The organism is Microbacterium sp. NPDC087592, from assembly GCF_044743585.1.
Taxonomy (GTDB): domain Bacteria; phylum Actinomycetota; class Actinomycetes; order Actinomycetales; family Microbacteriaceae; genus Microbacterium.
In genome coordinates this window covers 2535486-2554068 of sequence record NZ_JBIUWT010000001.1, presented here as the reverse complement: position 1 = coordinate 2554068, position 18583 = coordinate 2535486, and the positions used below count along the sequence as shown (strand labels likewise).

The 18583-nt window shown below is 70.0% G+C and carries 14 protein-coding genes and 1 other RNA gene; 4 read left to right on the top strand and 11 right to left on the bottom strand.

The features are described from left to right. Nucleotides 1-54: 54 nt before the first annotated feature. The 11 genes from ACIOTO_RS12340 to ffs form a co-directional block, all read right to left on the bottom strand. On the bottom strand, nucleotides 55-1335 hold the full coding sequence (locus ACIOTO_RS12340; RefSeq protein ID WP_029261039.1) for an aspartate kinase: 1281 nt from the start codon (nucleotides 1333-1335) through the stop codon (nucleotides 55-57). 94 nt (nucleotides 1336-1429) lie between these two features. Further along, on the bottom strand, nucleotides 1430-2347 hold the full coding sequence (locus ACIOTO_RS12335) for a DMT family transporter (RefSeq protein WP_400858012.1): 918 nt from the start codon (nucleotides 2345-2347) through the stop codon (nucleotides 1430-1432). Then, nucleotides 2344-2937: a recombination mediator RecR gene (recR, locus tag ACIOTO_RS12330; RefSeq protein WP_029261037.1), complete on the bottom strand. Its 594-nt coding sequence runs from the start codon at nucleotides 2935-2937 to the stop codon at nucleotides 2344-2346. Before recR ends, ACIOTO_RS12335 begins: the two co-directional genes overlap by 4 nt. Next, entirely contained in the window at nucleotides 2937-5219 is a 2283-nt protein-coding gene (locus ACIOTO_RS12325) for a DNA polymerase III subunit gamma and tau (RefSeq protein WP_400858011.1), read from the bottom strand. Before ACIOTO_RS12325 ends, recR begins: the two co-directional genes overlap by 1 nt. Before the next feature lie 64 nt (nucleotides 5220-5283). After that, nucleotides 5284-7791, bottom strand: coding sequence for a glycoside hydrolase family 65 protein (locus ACIOTO_RS12320; protein ID WP_029261035.1), 2508 nt, complete (start codon nucleotides 7789-7791; stop codon nucleotides 5284-5286). Beyond that, complete coding sequence (locus tag ACIOTO_RS12315) at nucleotides 7788-8546, bottom strand: HAD family phosphatase (protein ID WP_036302886.1); 759 nt, start codon at nucleotides 8544-8546, stop codon at nucleotides 7788-7790. The genes ACIOTO_RS12320 and ACIOTO_RS12315 overlap by 4 nt, the downstream gene beginning before the upstream one ends. A gap of 100 nt (nucleotides 8547-8646) precedes the next feature. Continuing rightward, the gene (locus ACIOTO_RS12310; RefSeq protein WP_400858010.1) at nucleotides 8647-9867 is read right to left on the bottom strand and encodes an acetate/propionate family kinase; all 1221 of its coding nucleotides are present in this window, start codon (nucleotides 9865-9867) and stop codon (nucleotides 8647-8649) included. Then, the gene (pta, locus tag ACIOTO_RS12305; RefSeq protein WP_400858008.1) at nucleotides 9864-11981 is read right to left on the bottom strand and encodes a phosphate acetyltransferase; all 2118 of its coding nucleotides are present in this window, start codon (nucleotides 11979-11981) and stop codon (nucleotides 9864-9866) included. The genes ACIOTO_RS12310 and pta overlap by 4 nt, the downstream gene beginning before the upstream one ends. 65 nt (nucleotides 11982-12046) lie before the next feature. Next, nucleotides 12047-12745, bottom strand: coding sequence for a hypothetical protein (locus ACIOTO_RS12300; RefSeq protein ID WP_400858007.1), 699 nt, complete (start codon nucleotides 12743-12745; stop codon nucleotides 12047-12049). Continuing rightward, complete coding sequence (locus ACIOTO_RS12295; RefSeq protein ID WP_400858006.1) at nucleotides 12742-13353, bottom strand: rhomboid family intramembrane serine protease; 612 nt, start codon at nucleotides 13351-13353, stop codon at nucleotides 12742-12744. Before ACIOTO_RS12295 ends, ACIOTO_RS12300 begins: the two co-directional genes overlap by 4 nt. Nucleotides 13354-13417: 64 nt before the next feature. Continuing rightward, nucleotides 13418-13514: signal recognition particle sRNA small type (gene ffs / locus ACIOTO_RS12290), an RNA gene on the bottom strand. A 71-nt stretch (nucleotides 13515-13585) separates the two neighbouring features. Between ffs and ACIOTO_RS12285 the strand changes: the two genes are divergently transcribed. The 4 genes from ACIOTO_RS12285 (at nucleotide 13586) to ACIOTO_RS12270 (ending at nucleotide 18541) form a co-directional block, all read left to right on the top strand. Next, the gene (locus tag ACIOTO_RS12285) at nucleotides 13586-13798 is read left to right on the top strand and encodes a hypothetical protein (protein WP_400858005.1); all 213 of its coding nucleotides are present in this window, start codon (nucleotides 13586-13588) and stop codon (nucleotides 13796-13798) included. 297 nt (nucleotides 13799-14095) lie between these two features. Continuing rightward, nucleotides 14096-15085, top strand: a complete 990-nt coding sequence (locus ACIOTO_RS12280) for a MoxR family ATPase (protein ID WP_262001277.1) — start codon at nucleotides 14096-14098, stop codon at nucleotides 15083-15085. Nucleotides 15086-15096: 11 nt separating this feature from the next. Continuing rightward, nucleotides 15097-16287 carry a DUF58 domain-containing protein gene (locus tag ACIOTO_RS12275; RefSeq protein WP_400858004.1) on the top strand — a complete coding sequence of 397 codons (1191 nt, stop codon included), beginning with the start codon at nucleotides 15097-15099 and terminating at the stop codon, nucleotides 16285-16287. Continuing rightward, nucleotides 16274-18541 carry a transglutaminaseTgpA domain-containing protein gene (locus ACIOTO_RS12270; RefSeq protein WP_400858003.1) on the top strand — a complete coding sequence of 756 codons (2268 nt, stop codon included), beginning with the start codon at nucleotides 16274-16276 and terminating at the stop codon, nucleotides 18539-18541. The genes ACIOTO_RS12275 and ACIOTO_RS12270 overlap by 14 nt, the downstream gene beginning before the upstream one ends. Nucleotides 18542-18583: the final 42 nt, after the last annotated feature.

The following is an 18583-nucleotide window of genomic DNA, read 5'->3' as shown; positions in this document are numbered from 1 at the left end:
CCACGCTGCACACGCCCGCACAGTCGGCAGGAAAGCGAAGGCGGATGGCAGAGATCAGCGTCCGGTGCCGGCGTGGACCGTGGCGTCGGAATCCCCGTCGAGTCCGTAGGCGGTGTGCACGGTGCGCGCGGCCTCGGTCAGGTCGGTGTCGCGCAGGACCACCGAGATGCGGATCTCGGACGTCGAGATCATCTCGATGTTGATGCCGCCGGCGGAGAGCGCCTCGAACAGCGTCGCGGAAACGCCGGAGTGAGTGCGCATACCCGCACCGACGACGGAGAGCTTGCCGATCTGGTCGTCGTGGATCAGATTCTGGAAGCCCACCTCGGTCTGATCCCCCGCCAGCGCCTTGAGCGCTGCCGCGGCATCCGCCTTGGGGACGGTGAAGGAGATGTCGGTGCGCCCGGTGGCCGAGACGTTCTGCACGATCATGTCGACGTTCGCGCCGGACTTGGCCACGATCTTGAAGATCTCGGCGGCCTTGCCGGGGACGTCGGGCACGCCCGCGACCGTGATCTTGGCCTGGCTGAAGTCGGTGGCGACCCCAGCGACGATCGGTTCTTCCATGACTGCTCCCTCGGCTTCGCGAGGGTTCTTCATACCCTCGCCCAGAACGTACGTGCCCTCGGCCGACGAGAACGTCGACCGAGCGTGAATGAGGACGCCATGACGGCGCGCGTACTCGACGGCGCGGATGTAGAGCACCTTGGCGCCGTTGGCGGCGAGCTCCAGCATCTCCTCGCTCGAGACGTGATCGAGCTTCTGCGCCTTCGGGATCACGCGCGGATCGGCGGTGAAGATGCCGTCCACGTCGCTGTAGATCTCGCACACGTCGGCGTCCAGCGCGGCGGCGAGGGCGACGGCCGTGGTGTCCGACCCCCCGCGACCGAGCGTGGTGATGTCGCGGGTGTCGCGGTTGAAGCCCTGGAATCCGGCGACGATCACGATCGCCCCCTCGTCGAGAGCCTCGCGCAGACGCACGGGAGTGACATCGACGATGCGGGCGGCACCGTGCTGCGAGTCGGTGATCATGCCCGCCTGGCTGCCCGTGAAAGAGCGCGCCTCGAAGCCCATCGAGTGGATCGCCATGGCCAGCAGCGCCATCGAGATGCGCTCTCCGCTGGAGAGGAGCATGTCGAGCTCGCGCGGCGCGGGAATCGGGGCGACCTCGTTGGCGAGCTCAAGCAGCTCGTCGGTGGTGTCGCCCATGGCGCTGACCGCGACCACGACGTCGTGACCGGCACGACGGGTGTCGACGATGCGCTTGGCGACGCGCTTGATGCTCTCTGCGTCGGCGACGGACGAGCCGCCGTACTTCTGCACGATGAGGGCCACGATCACTCCCTGGGATGTCGGGCGGATCCGCCCACGCTCATTCTACGATCGGCGCGTATGCCCCGTTGTGCATGTGTCACGGGGCGCGCGTGGGTCAGAGTGCGGGAGGGAGCGCCTGCGGAGAGACCGGACGCAGACGGCCACCGGTGGCGGCGAACCAGCAGCCGACGATGATCAGCGGGAACCCGAGCAGCAACCCGGGCGTCAGCGGCTCGGCGAGGACGATCGCCCCGAGGATGATCGCGACCACCGGATTCACGTAGGTGAACAACGGGGCGCGCACCGGGCCCACCTCGCGGATGAGGGCGAAGAACGCGAGGAACGCTACGGCCGTGCAGATCATGGCGAGCGCGAGGAGCGCGGCGATCGAGGGCAGTGTGGGGACCTCGTGCTGCGTGAGCAGACCTATCGGGAGGTAGAAGATGCCGATCATGAGCAGCGACAGGGTGATGGTGCCCAGCGAGGGGACGTCGTTGAGCTTGCGCGCCACGATGAACGGGGCGATCGCGTAGAGCACCGCCACCAGCAGGACTTCGCCGGCCGCCAGCAGGCTGACCTCGCCACCGAAGAGACCGGGACCGGCGACCACGATCGCGACGCCGATGAAGCCGACGAGCAGGCCGATTCCGCGAGTGGGCCGCAGCACCCCACGGTCGCCGCCGCCGAGAGCGATCAGCGCGGCGAAGAGCGGAACCGTCGCCACCAGCAGACCGGTCATGCCGGAGGGCAGCGTCATCTCGGCATGTCCGAGCAGCAGGAAGGGACCGGCCATCTCGACGGCGCCGAAGGCCAGCACCCACGGCCAGTGCTTCAGCGCAGCCCGAAGCGCGCCGCTGCGGATGGCGAACGGCAGGAGCAGCAGGGCGGCGATGAGAGTGCGCCCGGCGACGATCGCAGGTGGAGAGAACGACTCGACCGCGACGCTGATGAACAGGTACGGCACGCCCCACAGCAGGGCCATGGCCCCGAAGAGAAGCCAGCCACGACGCGAGAAGCCCGCGTTCGGGGTCACAGGATGCGCCGGCCCTCGAAGGCACGACCGAGGGTGACCTCGTCGGCATATTCGAGGTCGCCGCCGACCGGGAGCCCGGAGGCGAGCCGGGACACCGTGATCTGCATCGTCGTGAGCAGCCGACTCAGGTAACTCGCTGTCGCCTCCCCCTCGAGGTTCGGGTTGGTGGCGAGGATGACCTCCTGCACCGTGCCGTCGGCGAGACGTGTCATCAGCTGCGCGATGCGGAGGTCGTCGGGCCCGACACCGGCGATGGGGCTGATGGCCCCGCCGAGCACATGGTAGAGGCCGCGGAACTCGCGCGTGCGCTCGATGGCCGCGACGTCTTTGGCGTCTTCGACCACGCAGATCAGCGTCTGGCTGCGGCGCGGGTCGCGGCAGATGGCACACCGCTCCTGCTCGGCGACGTTGCCGCAGATCTCGCAGAACCGCACACGGGTGCGGATCTCGCTGAGGAGTTCCGCGAGACGGGCGACGTCGAACGTCGGCGTCTGCAGGATGTGGAACGTGATCCGCTGGGCGGACTTCGGGCCGATGCCGGGCAGGCGACCGAACTCGTCGATCAGCTCCTGAACGATGCCGTCATACATCAGTTGAACCTCGTCGGGGGCTCGTAGGGCTCTTCACGCAGGAACGTCGCGCCGAGCACCTGGCGGATCACGGCCTCGCCGTAGCGTTGAACTCCCCCGACCGAGGGCGCGCGCTCGATGACGACCGGTGGGGCTGCTGCCGCGCGCTGCGCCTGCGGGGCGGGCTGCTGCTGAGGAGCAGCCCGTGGAGGCACTGCCTCCCGCGGAGCAGGCTGCCGCGAGACCGGCGGCTCGTACGAAGGATCGTAGGGCGGCTCGTCATCGAAGGCCGGAGCCTCATCGTCGCCCGGAAGCGGAGGTTCGTCACGATCGACCGCACCATCGGATGGCGGGACGGGAGCGGATGCCGCTGCCTCCACCTCTTCGGGCTCCTCGTCGACGGGGAGCGGCGAAGACGGCGCGGGCGGGGCGCTCGCCGGCTCTTCCTGCGCGGTGGGGATCGGTGCGACCGCCCATTCGGTCACCGCGGATGCCGACGAGCCACGGACCTGCGAGCGGGAGGAACTCGCTGACGCAGGCTCCGATGCGGCAGCGGAATCGGCGGGCGCCGAGGGACCGGATGCCGCCGACTGGCGCGGAGCACCACCGGCAGGCATCGGTGCAGGAAGGTACTTCACCCGCACCCCGAGCTCGTGCTCGATCGCGGACCGCAGGTGGTCGGAGGGACCGGAACCGGGGGTCGTGCCCTTGAACTTCGCGACGTCGTGCTGGCTCGTGAAGCCCAACGTCAGCACCTCGGTGTCGGTGACGTAGGCGAGCGGCTGCACGGCCGTGGCCAGCAGCCAGGATGTGCGGCTGATGCCTTCGAGCCGGGTGAGGACAGCGGGCCAGGACGCACGGATGCTGTCGAACGTGACCGGTCCTCGAGGAGCGGCGGGTTCGGTGGCAGCGGGTTCGGTGGCAGACGGTTCGGTGGCAGACGGTTCGGTGGCAGCCGGCCCTGTCGCAGTCGTTTCCGGAGCGGGCGCTTCGGCCGCGGCTGAACTCGGCGCCGCGGGTGTGGCGACGGCAGGCGCGGACGCAGGTGGCGTGTCCGACACCGATGGAGCGGGAGTGGGCACCGAGGCCGCAGGCGCCGAAACAGGCGCCGACGCTGCGGTGGGCCGCGTGGGCGCCGGGGCGCGCTCGGCACTGGGAGCCGCCGGAGCCACAGCGCCGGCATCCGTCGCACTGGCGAGCACACGCGCCACCATGAGCTCGAGATGCAGGCGCGGGGATGTCGCCCCCGACATGTCGTCGAGGGCTGCGCTCACGACGTCGGCGGTGCGGGACAGGCGCGCGGCACCGAAGACCTCTGCCTGGCCGCGCATGCGCTGCAGGTCGTCTTCGGCGATCCCACGCAGGACGGCCGAAGCGCCGGCACCGACGGCCGCGATGACGATCAGGTCGCGCAGCCGTTCGAGCAGGTCGTCGACGAAGCGCCGCGGGTCTTGACCGGTCTGCACGACACGGTCGATGGCGGGGAACGCGGCGGCGGCGTCTCCGGCGGCGAGCGCGTCGACGATCTCGTCGAGGAGAGCACCGTGCGTGTAGCCGAGCAGAGAGACGGCGCGCGCGTAGCCGACCGTGACGGTCTCGGAACCGGCGGGTGCGTCGGATCCGGCGATGAGCTGGTCGAGCAGCGAGAGCGTGTCTCGCGGAGAGCCGCCGCCCGCGCGGACGACGAGCGGCAGCACGCCCTGCTCGACGATCACGCCCTCTTCGGCGCAGAGCTTCTCGACGTACTCGAGCATCGCTGCGGGCGGCACGAGACGGAACGGGTAGTGGTGTGTGCGGGAGCGGATCGTGCCGAGGACCTTCTCGGGCTCGGTCGTCGCGAAGATGAACTTGACGTGCTCCGGGGGCTCCTCGACGAGCTTGAGCAGCGCGTTGAACCCCTGTGGGGTGACCATGTGCGCCTCGTCGAGGATGAAGATCTTGTACCGGTCGCGGCTGGGCGCGAAGGTCGCCCGCTCGCGCAGGTCACGGGCGTCGTCGACGCCGTTGTGGCTGGCCGCGTCGATCTCGACGACGTCGAGCGATCCCCCGCCGGCGCGCGACAGCTCGACGCAGCTCGGGCAGACGCCGCACGGCACGTCGGTCGGCCCCTCGGCGCAGTTCAGGCAGCGTGCCAGGATGCGCGCCGAGGTCGTCTTGCCGCAGCCGCGAGGGCCGGAGAACAGGTACGCGTGGCCGACCCGATCGCCGCGCAGCGCCGTCATGAGCGGGTCGGTCACCTGGGACTGCCCGATCATCTCGCCGAACGTCTCGGGGCGGTAGCGGCGGTAGAGGGCTGTGGTCACCTCAACAGCCTACGGCGTGCCACCGACCTTCGGCGGGTCGGCCGATCCACGGCGTCCGGAAGCGTCAATCGGTCGACTCGATCACCGGGATGGCGGTGGTGATGACGGGGACGGATGCCGACATCCGGGTGCCGTCGTCGCGGCGGGCGTCGGCGAACTGCCGCAGCGTCGGACGCCCGGGGATCAGTGGTCCCTGATCCGCCAGCGGCACGACGACCTCGTCCTCCACGGTCGCGAAATACGCGGTGTCCCGCACGCTGAAAGGCACCGGGGGGCCGCTGCGCACCTGCACGCGCAGCTCGTCCTTGGTGACCGAGACGTGCAGCGTGGATCCCTGCCACTGCAGCGGGAACGACAGCGACGGCCAGTCGGCCGGCAGGCGTGGATCGAAGCTCAGGTCGCCGGCATAGTCACGCATGCCGCCGAAACCGCACACCAGCGCCGTCCACACTCCACCGGCGGAGGCCACATGCACGCCGTCGGCCGCGTTGTGGTGCAGGTCGTGCAGGTCGACGAACAGCGACTGCTCGAAATACCTCTGCGCGAGATCCTGGTACCCGACCTCCGCGGCGAGGATCGACTGCACGACCGCCGAGAGCGTCGAGTCACCCGTGGTCAGCGGATCGTAGTAATCGAAGTCGGCCTTCTTCTCCTCGGGCGAGAAGTGGTTCCCCTGCAGGAACAGCGCCAGCACGACATCCGCCTGCTTGAGCACCTGGAACCGGTAGATCACCAGCGGGTGGAAGTGCAGCAGCAGCGGTCGCTGCTCGGCGGGCGTGTTGGCGAGATCCCAGACCTCGCGCTCGAGGAACAGCGAGTCCTGCGGATGGATGCCGAGGCCCTCGCTGTAGGGGATGTACATCGCCTCCGCCGCGCGATCCCACGCCTCGGCCTCGCCGACGCCGAGCCCCGTGCGATCGACGAGCTTCACATAGTCCTCGGGGTGGCTCTCCTTGATCTCGCGGACGATCTTCGCCGCGTAGCGGAGGTTGTAGCGCGCCATTACGTTCGTGTAGAGATTGTCGTTGACGACCGTGGTGTACTCGTCGGGCCCCGTGACGCCGTGGATGTGGAAGGTCTCGATCCCGTCACCGGCATCCGCCTCCTCCACCAGCCGCGAGGCACGCCAGAAGCCGAGAGTCGCCCACAGCCGCGCGGTCTCGATCGCGATGTCGGCGCCCTCGCGCCGGAGGAACTCCTCGTCACCGGTCGCGCGCACGTACTTGCCGAGCGCGAAGCTGATGTCGGCGTTGATGTGGTACTGCGCGGTACCGGCCGCGTAGTACGCGGAGGCCTCCTCGCCGTTGATGGTGCGCCACGGGAAGAGCGCCCCCGCCTCGTTGAGCTGTGCGGCCCGGCGACGCGCAGCCGGGAGCATCTTCACCCGCGCCCGCAGTGCGTTGTATGCCCACCGCGGCGTCGTGTAGGTGAGGAAGGGGAGCACGTAGATCTCTGTGTCCCAGAAGTAGTGTCCGCTGTATCCCGACCCGGAGACGCCCTTCGCGGGGACGCCGGCGCCGTCTGCGCGGGCGGAGGCCTGAGCCAGCTGGAAAAGGCACCACCGGGTGGCCTGCTGCAGGTCGTCGCGGCCACCGATCTGCACGTCGCTGCGCTCCCAGAACGCATCGAGCCAGGCCCGCTGACGCTGGAAGACCGTCTCGACGCCCTCATCGGCCGCGCGGTCGAGCGAACGACGGCAGCGATCGACGAGCTCCCGCGGCGGTACGCCCCGCGAGGTGTGGTAGCTGACGAGCTTCGTGACCGTGATGGGGACGCCGGCTTTCGCCTGCACGCGGAACACGTTCTTCGCGATGTCGGGCTCCACGAGCGTGCGGGCGTTGTACTCGTTCTCGGTCTCGACCACGTGGTCGGCCACGACGGCGACCGTCATCCCGGAGTCGGCCACCCGGTACGACAGCGCGGAGCGCAGCCCGTCCTGCCAGTGCTCGGCAGGCTCCAGCACGCGGTCGGCGATCTTCTCGGCCTTGCGAGGATCGAAGGCAGCGGCCTTCGTGCCGATCGGAGTGCCGGCGTACACGCCCGCACCGTCCTGGCGGTTCAGCAGCTGGCAGCTGATGGTGACCGGGGCATCGGCGTTCTCGACGACGACCTCGAGCCGCAGCACGGCGAGGTGCCGCTCCTCGAAGCTCACGATGCGCTCGTCACGCATGCGCACACGCTTGCCCGACGGGGTCTCCCAGACCACGTGACGCTCCAGCACTCCGGTGCGCAGGTCGAGCGTGCGGCGGTACTCGCGCACGTCGGCGTCGTCGAGTGAGATGGGTTCGTCGTCGACGTAGACGCGCATGACCTTGGCGTCGGGAGCGTTGACGATCGTCTGCCCGACCTCGGCGAAACCGTAGGCCTGCTCAGCGTGCCGGATCGGCCAGGTCTCGTGCAGCCCGTTGATGAACGTGCCGTGCTCCTGTGCGCCGCGGCCCTCGATGTGGTTGCCGCGCAGGCCTAGGTAGCCGTTGCCGACCGAGAACAGCGTCTCGCCGACGCCCTCCTCCGAGTAGTGCGTGTCGATCAGTCGCCAGGGGTCGACGGGGAAGCGGTCGCGGTCGATCATGCGGTCTCCGGGATGTCGGTGCGGGTATCGGGGACGAACACGGCCAGGTCGTCGACGACGACGGTGGCGCCGGCGGCACGGAGCGCATCGGCACCGGCACCGCGGTCGACGCCGATCACGCTCGCATAGCCGGCGGCAGCGGCGGAAGCGGCCCCGGAGGTGGCATCCTCCACGGCGACCGAGCGGGCCGGGTCGACACCGAGCGCCACCGCGCCCGCGGCGAACATGTCGGCGGCGGGCTTCGACGCGAGACCGTCGCGTTCGGCCACGACCCCGTCCACGACGATCCGGAAGAAGGAGCGGATGCCGGCGGCGGCCAGCACCTCCTCAGCGTTCTTGGAGCTCGACACCACGCCGAGCGGGATGCCGGCGGCATGCAGAGCCTCGACGACCGCGAGTGAGCCCGGGTACGGCGCGATGCCCTGCCCGCGCAGCGACTGCGCGAAGGCGGCGTTCTTTCGGTTGCCGATCCCGCAGATGGTCTCGGCCGAGGGGTCGTCATCGACCTCTCCCCAGGGCACCTCGACGTTGCGACTGCGCAGCAGACTCGCCACTCCGTCGTAGCGCTTCTTGCCGTCGACGTAGTCGTAGTAGTCGGCATCGGTGTACGGCGACGTGATGCCCCAGCGGGCGAACACGTCGTCGAACACGACCTTCCAGGCGCGCATGTGCACCTCGGCGGTCGGAGTGAGCACGCCGTCGAGGTCGAACAGTACGCCGTCGGCGTGGAACAGGTCGGGCAGTGCTTCTGGCACAGAGCCTCCAGGAGAAGGGCGATCGTCGGGCCGGCACCTCTCCGTGCCACTGTGCAAGCGTAATGCGGTGGCGCTTCAGGAGGTAACCCCGGCGGACGGATCAGAGCAGTTCGGCCGTCTGCCGGGCGATCTGCAGTTCCTCATCCGTCGGCACCACGAGGACCGTCACCGGTGAGGTGTTCGTGGAGATGCGCCGGATGCCGCGTTCCCTCGCCTCGTTGCGGGCGGCATCCATCTCCACACCCGCGAATCCGAGGGTCGCCATCGCGGCCGCCCGCACCGGCGCCGCGTTCTCGCCGACGCCGGCGGTGAAGGAGATGACGTCCACTCCCCCGAGCTGCGCGATGTACGCGCCGGCATAGGCGCGCAGGCGGTGCACGTAAACGTCGAAGGCGAGCATCGCGGCGTCGTCCCCCGCCTCCACCCCGGCGAGGATGTCGCGCATGTCGCTCCGACCGGCGAGGCCTGCCAGCCCGCTGCGGGTGTTGAGCAGCGAGTCGAGGTCGTCGATCGAGAGGCCGGCACGACGCGACAGGTGCACGAGCGCGGCGGGGTCGATGTCGCCGGAGCGGGTGCCCATGACCAGGCCCTCGAGCGGGGTGAGCCCCATCGAGGTCTCGACCGAGCGACCGCCGTCGATCGCCGTCACCGACGCTCCGTTTCCGAGGTGGAACACGAGCTGTCGGAGGCTGCCGAGGTCGCGACCGAGGAACGCCGCCGCGGCCTCGCTCACATACTGGTGGCTCGTGCCGTGGAAGCCGTAGCGGCGCACCCGGTGCTCCGCGGCGAGCGCGGCGTCGATCGCGTAGGTGTACGCGGCGGGCGGGAGCGTCTGGTGGAACGCCGTGTCGAAGACGGCGACGTGCGGAACCTGATCGAACACGGCGCGGGCGGCGCGGATGCCGGCCAGGTTCGCGGGGTTGTGCAGCGGCGCGAGCACAGCGAGCTCATCGATCTGCCGCTCCACATCGGCATCGATCAACGTCGGGGCGTAGAAGCGGGCGCCCCCGTGGACCACGCGGTGCCCCACGGCGACCGGGCGGTGTTCCTCGAGTGACGGGCCGTGCGCGGCGAACTGCGCGCGCATGATCTCGAAGGCGGCGGCATGATCGGCGATCGGGCGCTCGTCGCGATACGTCGCGTCCAGCATCGTCGGCATGGCCGTGCCGTCGGACTCGGGGCGGACGGTGTGGGCGACCGGGCTGGCGTCCTGGCCGATGCGCTCGATGAGCCCGCTCGCCAGCAGGGTCTCCTGCTCGATGTCGATCAGGCTGTACTTCAGCGACGACGAACCGCTGTTGATCACCAGGATCGCGCTCATGCGTGCTCTCCCTGCGCCTGGATCGCGGTGATCGCGACGGTGTTGACGATGTCGTCGACCAGGGCGCCGCGGGAGAGGTCGTTTATGGGCTTGTTGAGCCCCTGCAGCACCGGTCCGATGGCGACGGCGCCCGCCGATCGCTGCACGGCCTTGTAGGTGTTGTTGCCGGTGTTGAGGTCGGGGAACACGAACACCGTCGCCCGTCCGGCCACGGCGGAGCCGGGGAGCTTGGCCTTGGCGACCGCCGCATCCGCCGCCGCGTCGTACTGGATGGGGCCCTCCACCGGCAGCTCCGGTGCCCTCTCGCGCACGAGGGCGGTCGCCGCGCGCACCTTGTCGACGTCGGCGCCGGTGCCGGATTCTCCGGTCGAGTACGACAGCATCGCGACGCGCGGATCGATCCCGAACTGGCGCGCCGTGGTCGCGGAGGAGATCGCGATGTCGGCGAGCTGCTCGCTCGTCGGATCGGGGATCACGGCGCAGTCGCCGTACACGAGCACACGGTCGGCGAGCGCCATCAGGAAGACACTCGAGACGACGTTCACCCCCGGCTTCGTCTTGATGATCTCGAACGACGGGCGGATGGTGTGCGCGGTCGTGTGCGCGGCGCCGGAGACCATCCCGTCGGCGAGGCCGAGATGCACCATCATCGTGCCGAAGTACGACACGTCGGTCACGGTGTCGGCCGCCTGGGCGAGCGTGATGCCCTTGTGGGCGCGGAGGCGCGCGTACTCGGCGGCGAAGCGCTCCACCAGCTCGGGGTCGGTCGGGCTGAGCACCTGGGCCGCCGCGATGTCGACGCCCAGCTCGACGGCACGCGCCCGCACCGCGGCCTCGTCACCGAGGATCGTGAGGTCGGCGACCTCCCTGGCCAGCAGCGTGGCGGCGGCGCGCAGGATGCGGTCGTCTTCCCCTTCGGGCAGCACGATGCGGCGTCGGTCGGCCCTGGCACGTTCGATGAGCCCGTACTGGAACATCAGCGGCGTCACGACGCGTGACTCCGCGAGCCCGAGCTTCTCCGTGAGCTCGGCGATGTCGACATGCGCCTGGAACAGGCCGAGCGCACGGTCGTACCGGCCGCGGGAATCGGCCGAGATCCGGCCACGGGCGCCCATCACCCGTACCGCGGTGTCGTACGTGCCCAGGTCGGTGGTGATGATCGGAACCGTCGAGGCGAATCCGTCGAGCAGCTGGAGGATCGGCTCCGGCAAGGGGAACGGGCCGTTCAGGATGATGCCGGCGATGCGCGGGAACGTGCCGGACGAGTCCGCCAGCAGCGCAGCGAGGAGCACCTCGGTGCGGTCGGCGGGGATCACCACGACCGCCTCTTCGGTGAGCCGCGGCAGCACGTTGACCATCGACATCCCGGCGACCACGATCGTCAGCGCCTCCGCCGCCAACCGGTCGTCGTCGCCCTTGAGGAGCTTCCCGTCGACGGCTGCGAGGATGCCGCGGATCGACGGGGCGACCAGCGCACGGTCCTCGGGGATCGCCCACACCGGCGTGCGCTCGTCGTGGAGGACCGCACGCACGTCATCGATCACGGCGTCGAGCGAGTCGGGGTCCGCCCGGTTCACGGCGACCGCGAAGAGTTCGGCCCGTTCGGCGGCGAGCTCGGACAGCGCCAGCTCTGCGATCTGTCCGACGGCAGCGGCTGCGCGAGCGGTCGTCGTGCCCAGCTGCTCCGCCTGGCGCTGCTGATCACGACCGCTGAGCACGAGCATGACCGGCGCCCCCAGGTTGGCGGCGATCCGGGCATTGAAGCCGAGCTCGGCGGGGCTGGCGACATCGGTGTAGTCGCTGCCGATGATCACCACGGAGTCGCACTGCGCCTCGACCGCCTTGAACCGCGCGACGATCGTCGACAGCGCTGCCTCCGGATCGCTGCGCACGTCGTCGTAGGTGACGCCGATGCAGTTCTCGTAGTCGAGCTGCACGCCGTCGTGGGCCAGCATCAGCTCGAGGATGTCGTCGCGTTCGGTGACGGATCGCGCGATCGGGCGGAACACCCCCACCCGCGGCGAGACGCGCATCAACGCGTCGAGCGCCCCGAGGGCGATCGTCGACTTTCCGGTATGGCCTTCGGCCGAGGTGATGTAGATGCTCTGCGCCACGGCTTCAGCTTAGGCGCGGCATCCGTGAACCCACCGGGCATCCCACCGGAACTATTGCGCCGGCGTCACTCGCACGGGCCCGACAGCGCGTCGACGACCGCCGTGGCATCCGCCTGGAACCGCGAGTAGTAGTCGCGGTCCATGTTGATCTGCACCCGATGGATCGCGTGCGAAGGCGTCATGCTCTGCCAGTCGGGAAGCCGTCCGAGACGGTCGAAGAACAGGGTCGCGGCGGTCGCCGGATCCATCCGCTGCTCGGCACTCCCCCACCAGTCCTGCTGCTGGAACAGCCCGATGCTCGTGGTGCGCGAGCCGTCGGGATTGGTGAACCCGCTCGTCTCCCAGTCGCCGTAGTCGATGTTGCGCAGGCTGCTCTCGCCCATCGCCGTCATCACCCCGAGGATCTGCCCCTCTCGCGGGAAGCCCAGCCCGGCCGCCGTGCGCACGATGGTCGCCGCATTCTCGAGCTGCTCTCCGCTCCACCCCTCGATGCCCGCCTCCGGGAACGTCTGCGGCTCGTCGATGCAGATCGGTGCCGGGTCGCGCGCGAGCCCGAGCGGGATGAGGGCCAGCAGCCCGCCGAGCACCAGGACGGCCGTGGTCGACACGAGCACCCGCTGCAGGATCTTCCGGCGGCGGAGCCGGATCGCCGCCTGCCGTCGCGTACCGGGTTTGCGCCGCCGCGCCGTGCTCTTCCGCTTCGATCTCGGCTTCGTCGTCGCCCGCCTGCGCTTCGCCGGCGACGCCGCGCGTCGAGGACTCATGCCGCGAGCGCTCCGCGCTCTGTTCGCGGGCGACGGCCGATGAGGGCGGCGAGTCCGCCACCGATCGCACCGAAGAGGTGACCCTGCCAGGAGATCCCCTCGGCGACGCCGAACACCCCGGCCAGCATCGTGGCACCGTACAGGGCGAGCACGATCAACGCGATGACGGCGTAGAGGATCCGGTGGGCGACCCGGCCCGGCGCGAACACCCGCATCACGACGTAGCCGAAGTATCCGAACACGAGTCCGGAGGCGCCGACCGTCAGGGTTCCCGGGGCGTTGAACACCCAGGTACCGACGCCGCCGACGATCGCGACGATGGCCGTGACCGTCCAGAACCGGCGGGTGCCCTCCACCGCGACGAGGCAGCCGAGCACGAGGAACGGCACCGAGTTCGCGATGAGGTGCTGCCAATTCGCGTGCAGGAGCGGGCCGAGCAGGATTCCGCCGAGACCGGAGACGTCCCAGGACCGCAACCCGAAGCCGGTGAAAGATCCCGGCAGGATCGCATCGGCGAACTGCACGACCCACATCGCGACGAGCAGGAGCACCGGCGAGGCGAATCGGCCGAGCGGATGCTGCGTCTTCAGCGGCGGGGTGACGGTCACCGGATGATTGTCGCAGGTGCAGCCAGGAGACGACTGAGCGTCCGGCGGATCACCCGCAGAAAAAGAAAGTGACTCTCCGCGCACCCAGCAGAGCCCGGTTACCCTTGCTGCGTTTCCGCCCTGGGGGAATTGGCCTGGATGCCGCCACGCGGAGAGCCGTCAACCATCCTAACCCGATGACGACGGGCCCGACGACAGTCCGCCGCTCTTTGGCGGACTGAGCAGATCACGAATGCGCGACACCGGCGCCGTGGTCGGATTCATCCTCGCTGCCGGCGCGGCGATTGCCGCGCTGCCTGGAGGCGTCGCGGTCACCGCCGTTCTCTATACCGTGGGCGCGGGTGCCGTCGCGGCAATCGCCACTGTGGCCGGAAATGCCTCCGGAGAAGGACGCTGCCTCAAACTGGACGTGCCATCGTTCATCCCCACAAGCGTGAAGTGTTAGATTCGCCGCATGCTTTGGGCAATGATGTCGGCGATGCTCTTCTTGGTGGTGTTCTTCTCGTTCACCCGTCGATCCCAAAAGAAGCACGCCGGGGACAAGACCAGATCTCGGAAATAAGAGGCAAACGCGAGTACGGCCCCCAGAACCAGCTGTGGTTCTGCGGGGCCGTACTTTACTGTTACGGCCCTCGCCTCCTGCGACGCCTGACCTCAGCACGAGGAACTGCCAGAGCGTTACCCCCGCCACAGGGTTACGATCGAGTAACGCGCACCGCAGCGCCGATGTGAGAGGGAACGCATGCCCGAGAACGCCCCCCTGGTCCCGGTGACGATCGACGCCGAGCGGTTCGCCGCGCAGACCTCCGCGATCCTCGGCTCCATCGGCCAGGTCATCGACGGCAAGCCCGATGCCGTGCGCAGCGCGCTCGTCTGCCTCCTCGCCGAGGGGCACCTGCTCATCGAAGATGTACCCGGCGTCGGCAAGACGATGCTCGCGCGGGCACTGGCCGCGAGCGTGGACGCGACGGTGCGCCGCATCCAGTTCACCCCCGACCTGCTTCCCGGCGACGTCACCGGCGTCTCGGTCTACAACCCGGTCGACCGGGAGTTCGAGTTCAAGCGCGGCGCGGTCTTTGCCCACATCGTGATCGCCGACGAGATCAACCGCTCCTCCCCGAAGACACAGTCCGCGCTGCTCGAGGCGATGGAGGAGGGACAGGTCACGGTCGACGGCGCCACGCACATGCTCCCGAAGCCGTTCCTGGTCGTCGCGACCCAGAACCCGCTCGAGATGGAGGGCACCTACGCCCTGCCCGAAGCGCAACGCGACCGCTTCATGATGCGCATCTCGATGGGATACCCGGATGCCGCAGCCGAAGCTCTCATGCTCCGCCAGCGCGATGTGGTGAGCCCGCTCGCCGCGGTGACGCCCGTCGCCGATGCGGCGTCCATCTCGCAGCTCATCGCGTGGGCACGCTCCGTCCATGTGGCCCCCGCGCTGGAGGAGTACACGGTCGCCCTCGCGCAGTCGACCCGCTCCGATCCGAACCTCCACCTCGGCGCGAGCCCGCGCGCCACGCTGCAGCTGATCAGGGCGGCGAAGGTGTGGGCCGCGCTCGACGGACGCGACTACGTCATCCCCGACGACATCACCGCACTGCTCATCCCCGTGCTGGCGCACCGCCTGCTGCCTGCGCGCGGTGCCCACCGTGCCGGCGCGCAGCCCGTCGAAACCGCGCTGACCCAGATCGTCGAGCGGGTGCGCGTGCCCGTCGCGACCCGCTCCTGACCGAGACCCTCATGCGACGACGCCGATCCCTCACCAGCCGCGGCGCCGGTGCGCTCATCGCGGCGCTGTGCTGCATGATCGCCGCCAACGTCCTCGGCGCCCGCATCCTGCTCTACATCGGGGTGCTGCTCGCCGCCCTCACGCTGTTCTCACTCCTCGCCGTCCGCCTCCCCCGCCGCTCCGGGACGGTCACCCGTCAGATCTCCACCGACCTGCTGACAGTGTCGGAGACCTCGAGGGTGACGGTGCGCTTCACGCTGCGTGCGCTCCGCGTGCCGCGAGGGCTGTGGCACGACGTGCTGCCCGACGCCGTCACCGGCGACTCGGGCGGCGAGTACCCGCCCGAGACCGGTCAGCTCACCTACCTGATCACCGGCGTCCGACGCGGCGTCTGGCCGCTTGGGCCGCTCATGCTGCGCACGGTGGATCCGTTCGGGTTGGCGCAGCGCGAGCAGCCGTTCGGCGACACCCGCAGCGTCACCGTCGTGCCCGAGGTCTTCGCCCTCGCCCCGCTCGCCGTGCGGGTCGGAGCCGCCGGAGGAACCGCGCACACCTCGTCGACGAGGCTGGGGCAGGGCAGCGACAACCTGTCACCGCGCGGCTACATCCCCGGCGACTCGATGCGTCGCATCCACTGGAGGGCGACCGCACACCGTGGGCAGCTCATGGTGCGTCAGGAAGAGGAGGAGTCGAGCCCTGACGCGGTCGTCGTGCTCGACCGCAGCAGTCGCCACTGGGATGCGCCGGGCGTCCACGCCGATCCGGCCTTCGAAGCCGCCGTGTCCCTGTGCGCATCCGCCGCCATCCATCTCGCGTCCGAGGGCTACAGCGTCGACGTGATCGACGGCGCGGGAACTCTGCTCGGCGCCCTGCGCGGGCACGAAGACGACCGTGACGGACTGCTCGTGGCGCTGGCGATGGTGACGCCCCGCGGCGAGAGCCGGGACCTGGCGTCGCTCATCGGCGGAACGCCTCCCGGCCCGCTGGTCTTCATCACCGGGCGCCTCGATGAGGAGGACGCCGCCCTGCTGCGTCCGGCGGGAGCCACCGCCCCGATGCTGTTCAGCACCGAGCTGCTGCCCGGCGCCGCCGAGGCCACCATCCCGCACGGCTGGACGGTGGTGGAGCTCGGAGCGGACATCGCCGAGGCGTGGGAGGATGCCGTCTCGGCGCGGATCGGAGTCGGCGATGTTCCGCGCTGAGCGGTCGGCCCCGACCGCGGCCGCCCCCACGCCATCCGCGCCGCAGTGGCACCGCGACCGCGAGGAGACGACCGGCGTCGTCGGCCCCGGTGCACTGGCTGCCGCGGCGACACTCGTGGCGACGTGGCCGTACACGTCGGTCATCTCTCCGGGCACCTGGTCGGGCACGGTCCTCGTCGTGGTCATCGTCGTGGCCGGGACGGGCATGCTGCTGCGGCACCTGCTGCGCCGACGGGCGGCATGGGTCCGGGACACCGGCACCCTCCTCACCCAGATCGTCGTGGCCATCGGCGCCGTGACGCTGCTCGTCGCGGGTGACACCGCGATCTTCGGGGTGGTCCCGACGACGACCACCCTCGCGGTGTTCGGAGCCCTCGGGGCCGCGGCCTTCGAGGAGGTCGCGTTCGGTTCCGCGCCGCTCGACGCCTCGCCCGGGCTCGCCGCCACGATGGGCGCCGGCTTCGCGATCGTCGCGATCCTCCTCGACCAGCTCGTGGCGCACCGCTCGGCCGTGCTGGCTTCGCTGCTGACCGGCGCCATCGGCGCGGTGCCGATGATCGTCACCCTGGGTGAGACGAACGTGATCTGGTTCGTGCTCTACGGCGTGATGGCCCTGCTCCTCTTCCGTTACACCGCGCGCCGGCATCCGGAATCGCCTCGCCGATCGTCGACCTCGCTCGCCGTCGCGCTCGGGGCCGCCGCGCTGGTCACGACCGTGGCCATCGCACCCGCGCTGCCCGTCGCGACGAGCATGGCCGGCACCGGCGTCGGCGTCACGGTCGACGCATCGCTGCGCCTCGGTGACGACCTGCGCCAACCGAACCCGGTCGAGGTGCTGACCGTGGCGGCGGACGGCGAGACCGCCCCCTACCTGCGGCTGACGACGCTCTCCCGATTCGACGGACGCGTCTGGCAGCCAGACCGAGGCGACCTGCAGTCGCAGGACGACGGCTTCGGCGCCCCGGAGTGGGGTGAGGAGATCGCGACGGAGGAGGAGAACACCTCCATCCGGGTGCTGCGCATGTCGAGCTCGTGGCTTCCGGTGCCGTACCCGGCCACCGCCGTGCAGGGTCTGAGCGGCTCGTGGCGGGTCTCCCCCGACAACCGCACGCTCTTCTCCCGCAGCGCCGATGCCGTCGGCAACGACTACACCGTCACCTCATCCCGCCTGATCCCGACGCTCGAGCAGATCCGCGCGATCGACGCCGCGCCCCCCGTCGTCGATCCCGAGGAGGAGCCCGTGGAGCTGCCGGGCATCATCGCCGAGACGGCCACCGACGTGACCGCGGCTGCGAGCACCGACTACGACCGACTCGTGGCACTGCAGAACTGGTTCCGCTCGCAGTTCGCGTACTCCCTCGAGACACCGGTGCAGGAGGGCTTCGACGGCACCGGGGCCGAGGCCGTGGCGCAGTTCCTCGAAGAGCGCCAGGGGTACTGCGTGCACTTCGCCGGCGCCTTCGCCCTGATGGCCGAGAGCCTGGGGATGCAGGTGCGCATCGTGGTCGGCTACCTGCCCGGCGCGCTCACCGACGAGAAACGGGGCACGGAATCGGTGTTCTCCGTGACCAGCGATCAGCTGCACTCCTGGCCGGAGGTGCTCTTCCCCGGCGTCGGCTGGGTTCCTTTCGAGCCGACCGCCTCCCTGGGCGTGCCGACCGTCTTCCGCGCAGGAGTTACGCAGGGCGGTGGCTCCGGAGACCCGTCCGTCCCCGTCCCCACCACGGCCCCGCAGAGTGAAGAGACCTCGGGGCCGGAGGTGGACCGCGAAGACGCCGGCAGCGACTCGGCGGACGGCGACGCACAGCGTGGCCTCGACGCGATGCCGCTCGTGTTCACCGCGCTCGGAGTCGTCGTGCTGCTCCTGCTGCCGGCGCTCATCCGCGTCGTGGAGCGCCGCGGTCGCATGAGCCGAGCGCGAGGCGGAGACTCCGCGGCGGCTTGGGCCGAGCTCCGCGACACGTTGATCGACCTCCAACAAGACGTGTCCGATGCCGAGACCCCACGTGTGCGTGCGGCGGGTCTCGTGCGGTCGAACCAGGTCGACGCGGCGGCGATGCGTCGACTCACGGATGCCGTCGAGCAGTCCAATTACGCCCGCTCCGGTGATGCGGAGACTGATCTGTCCGAGCCACTGGGCCTGGTGCTGAGGCAGCTGCGCGCCAGCGTCGATAGACCGACGCGGGTACGCGCCGCGCTGCTGCCGCGGTCCCTGTACGCTCCGCGAGCCGCCGAGCCGGGCGTCCCGGTCTGACGGCAGGGCTCCGGAACGGCCGGCGCTGGTCGGTCGGAGTTC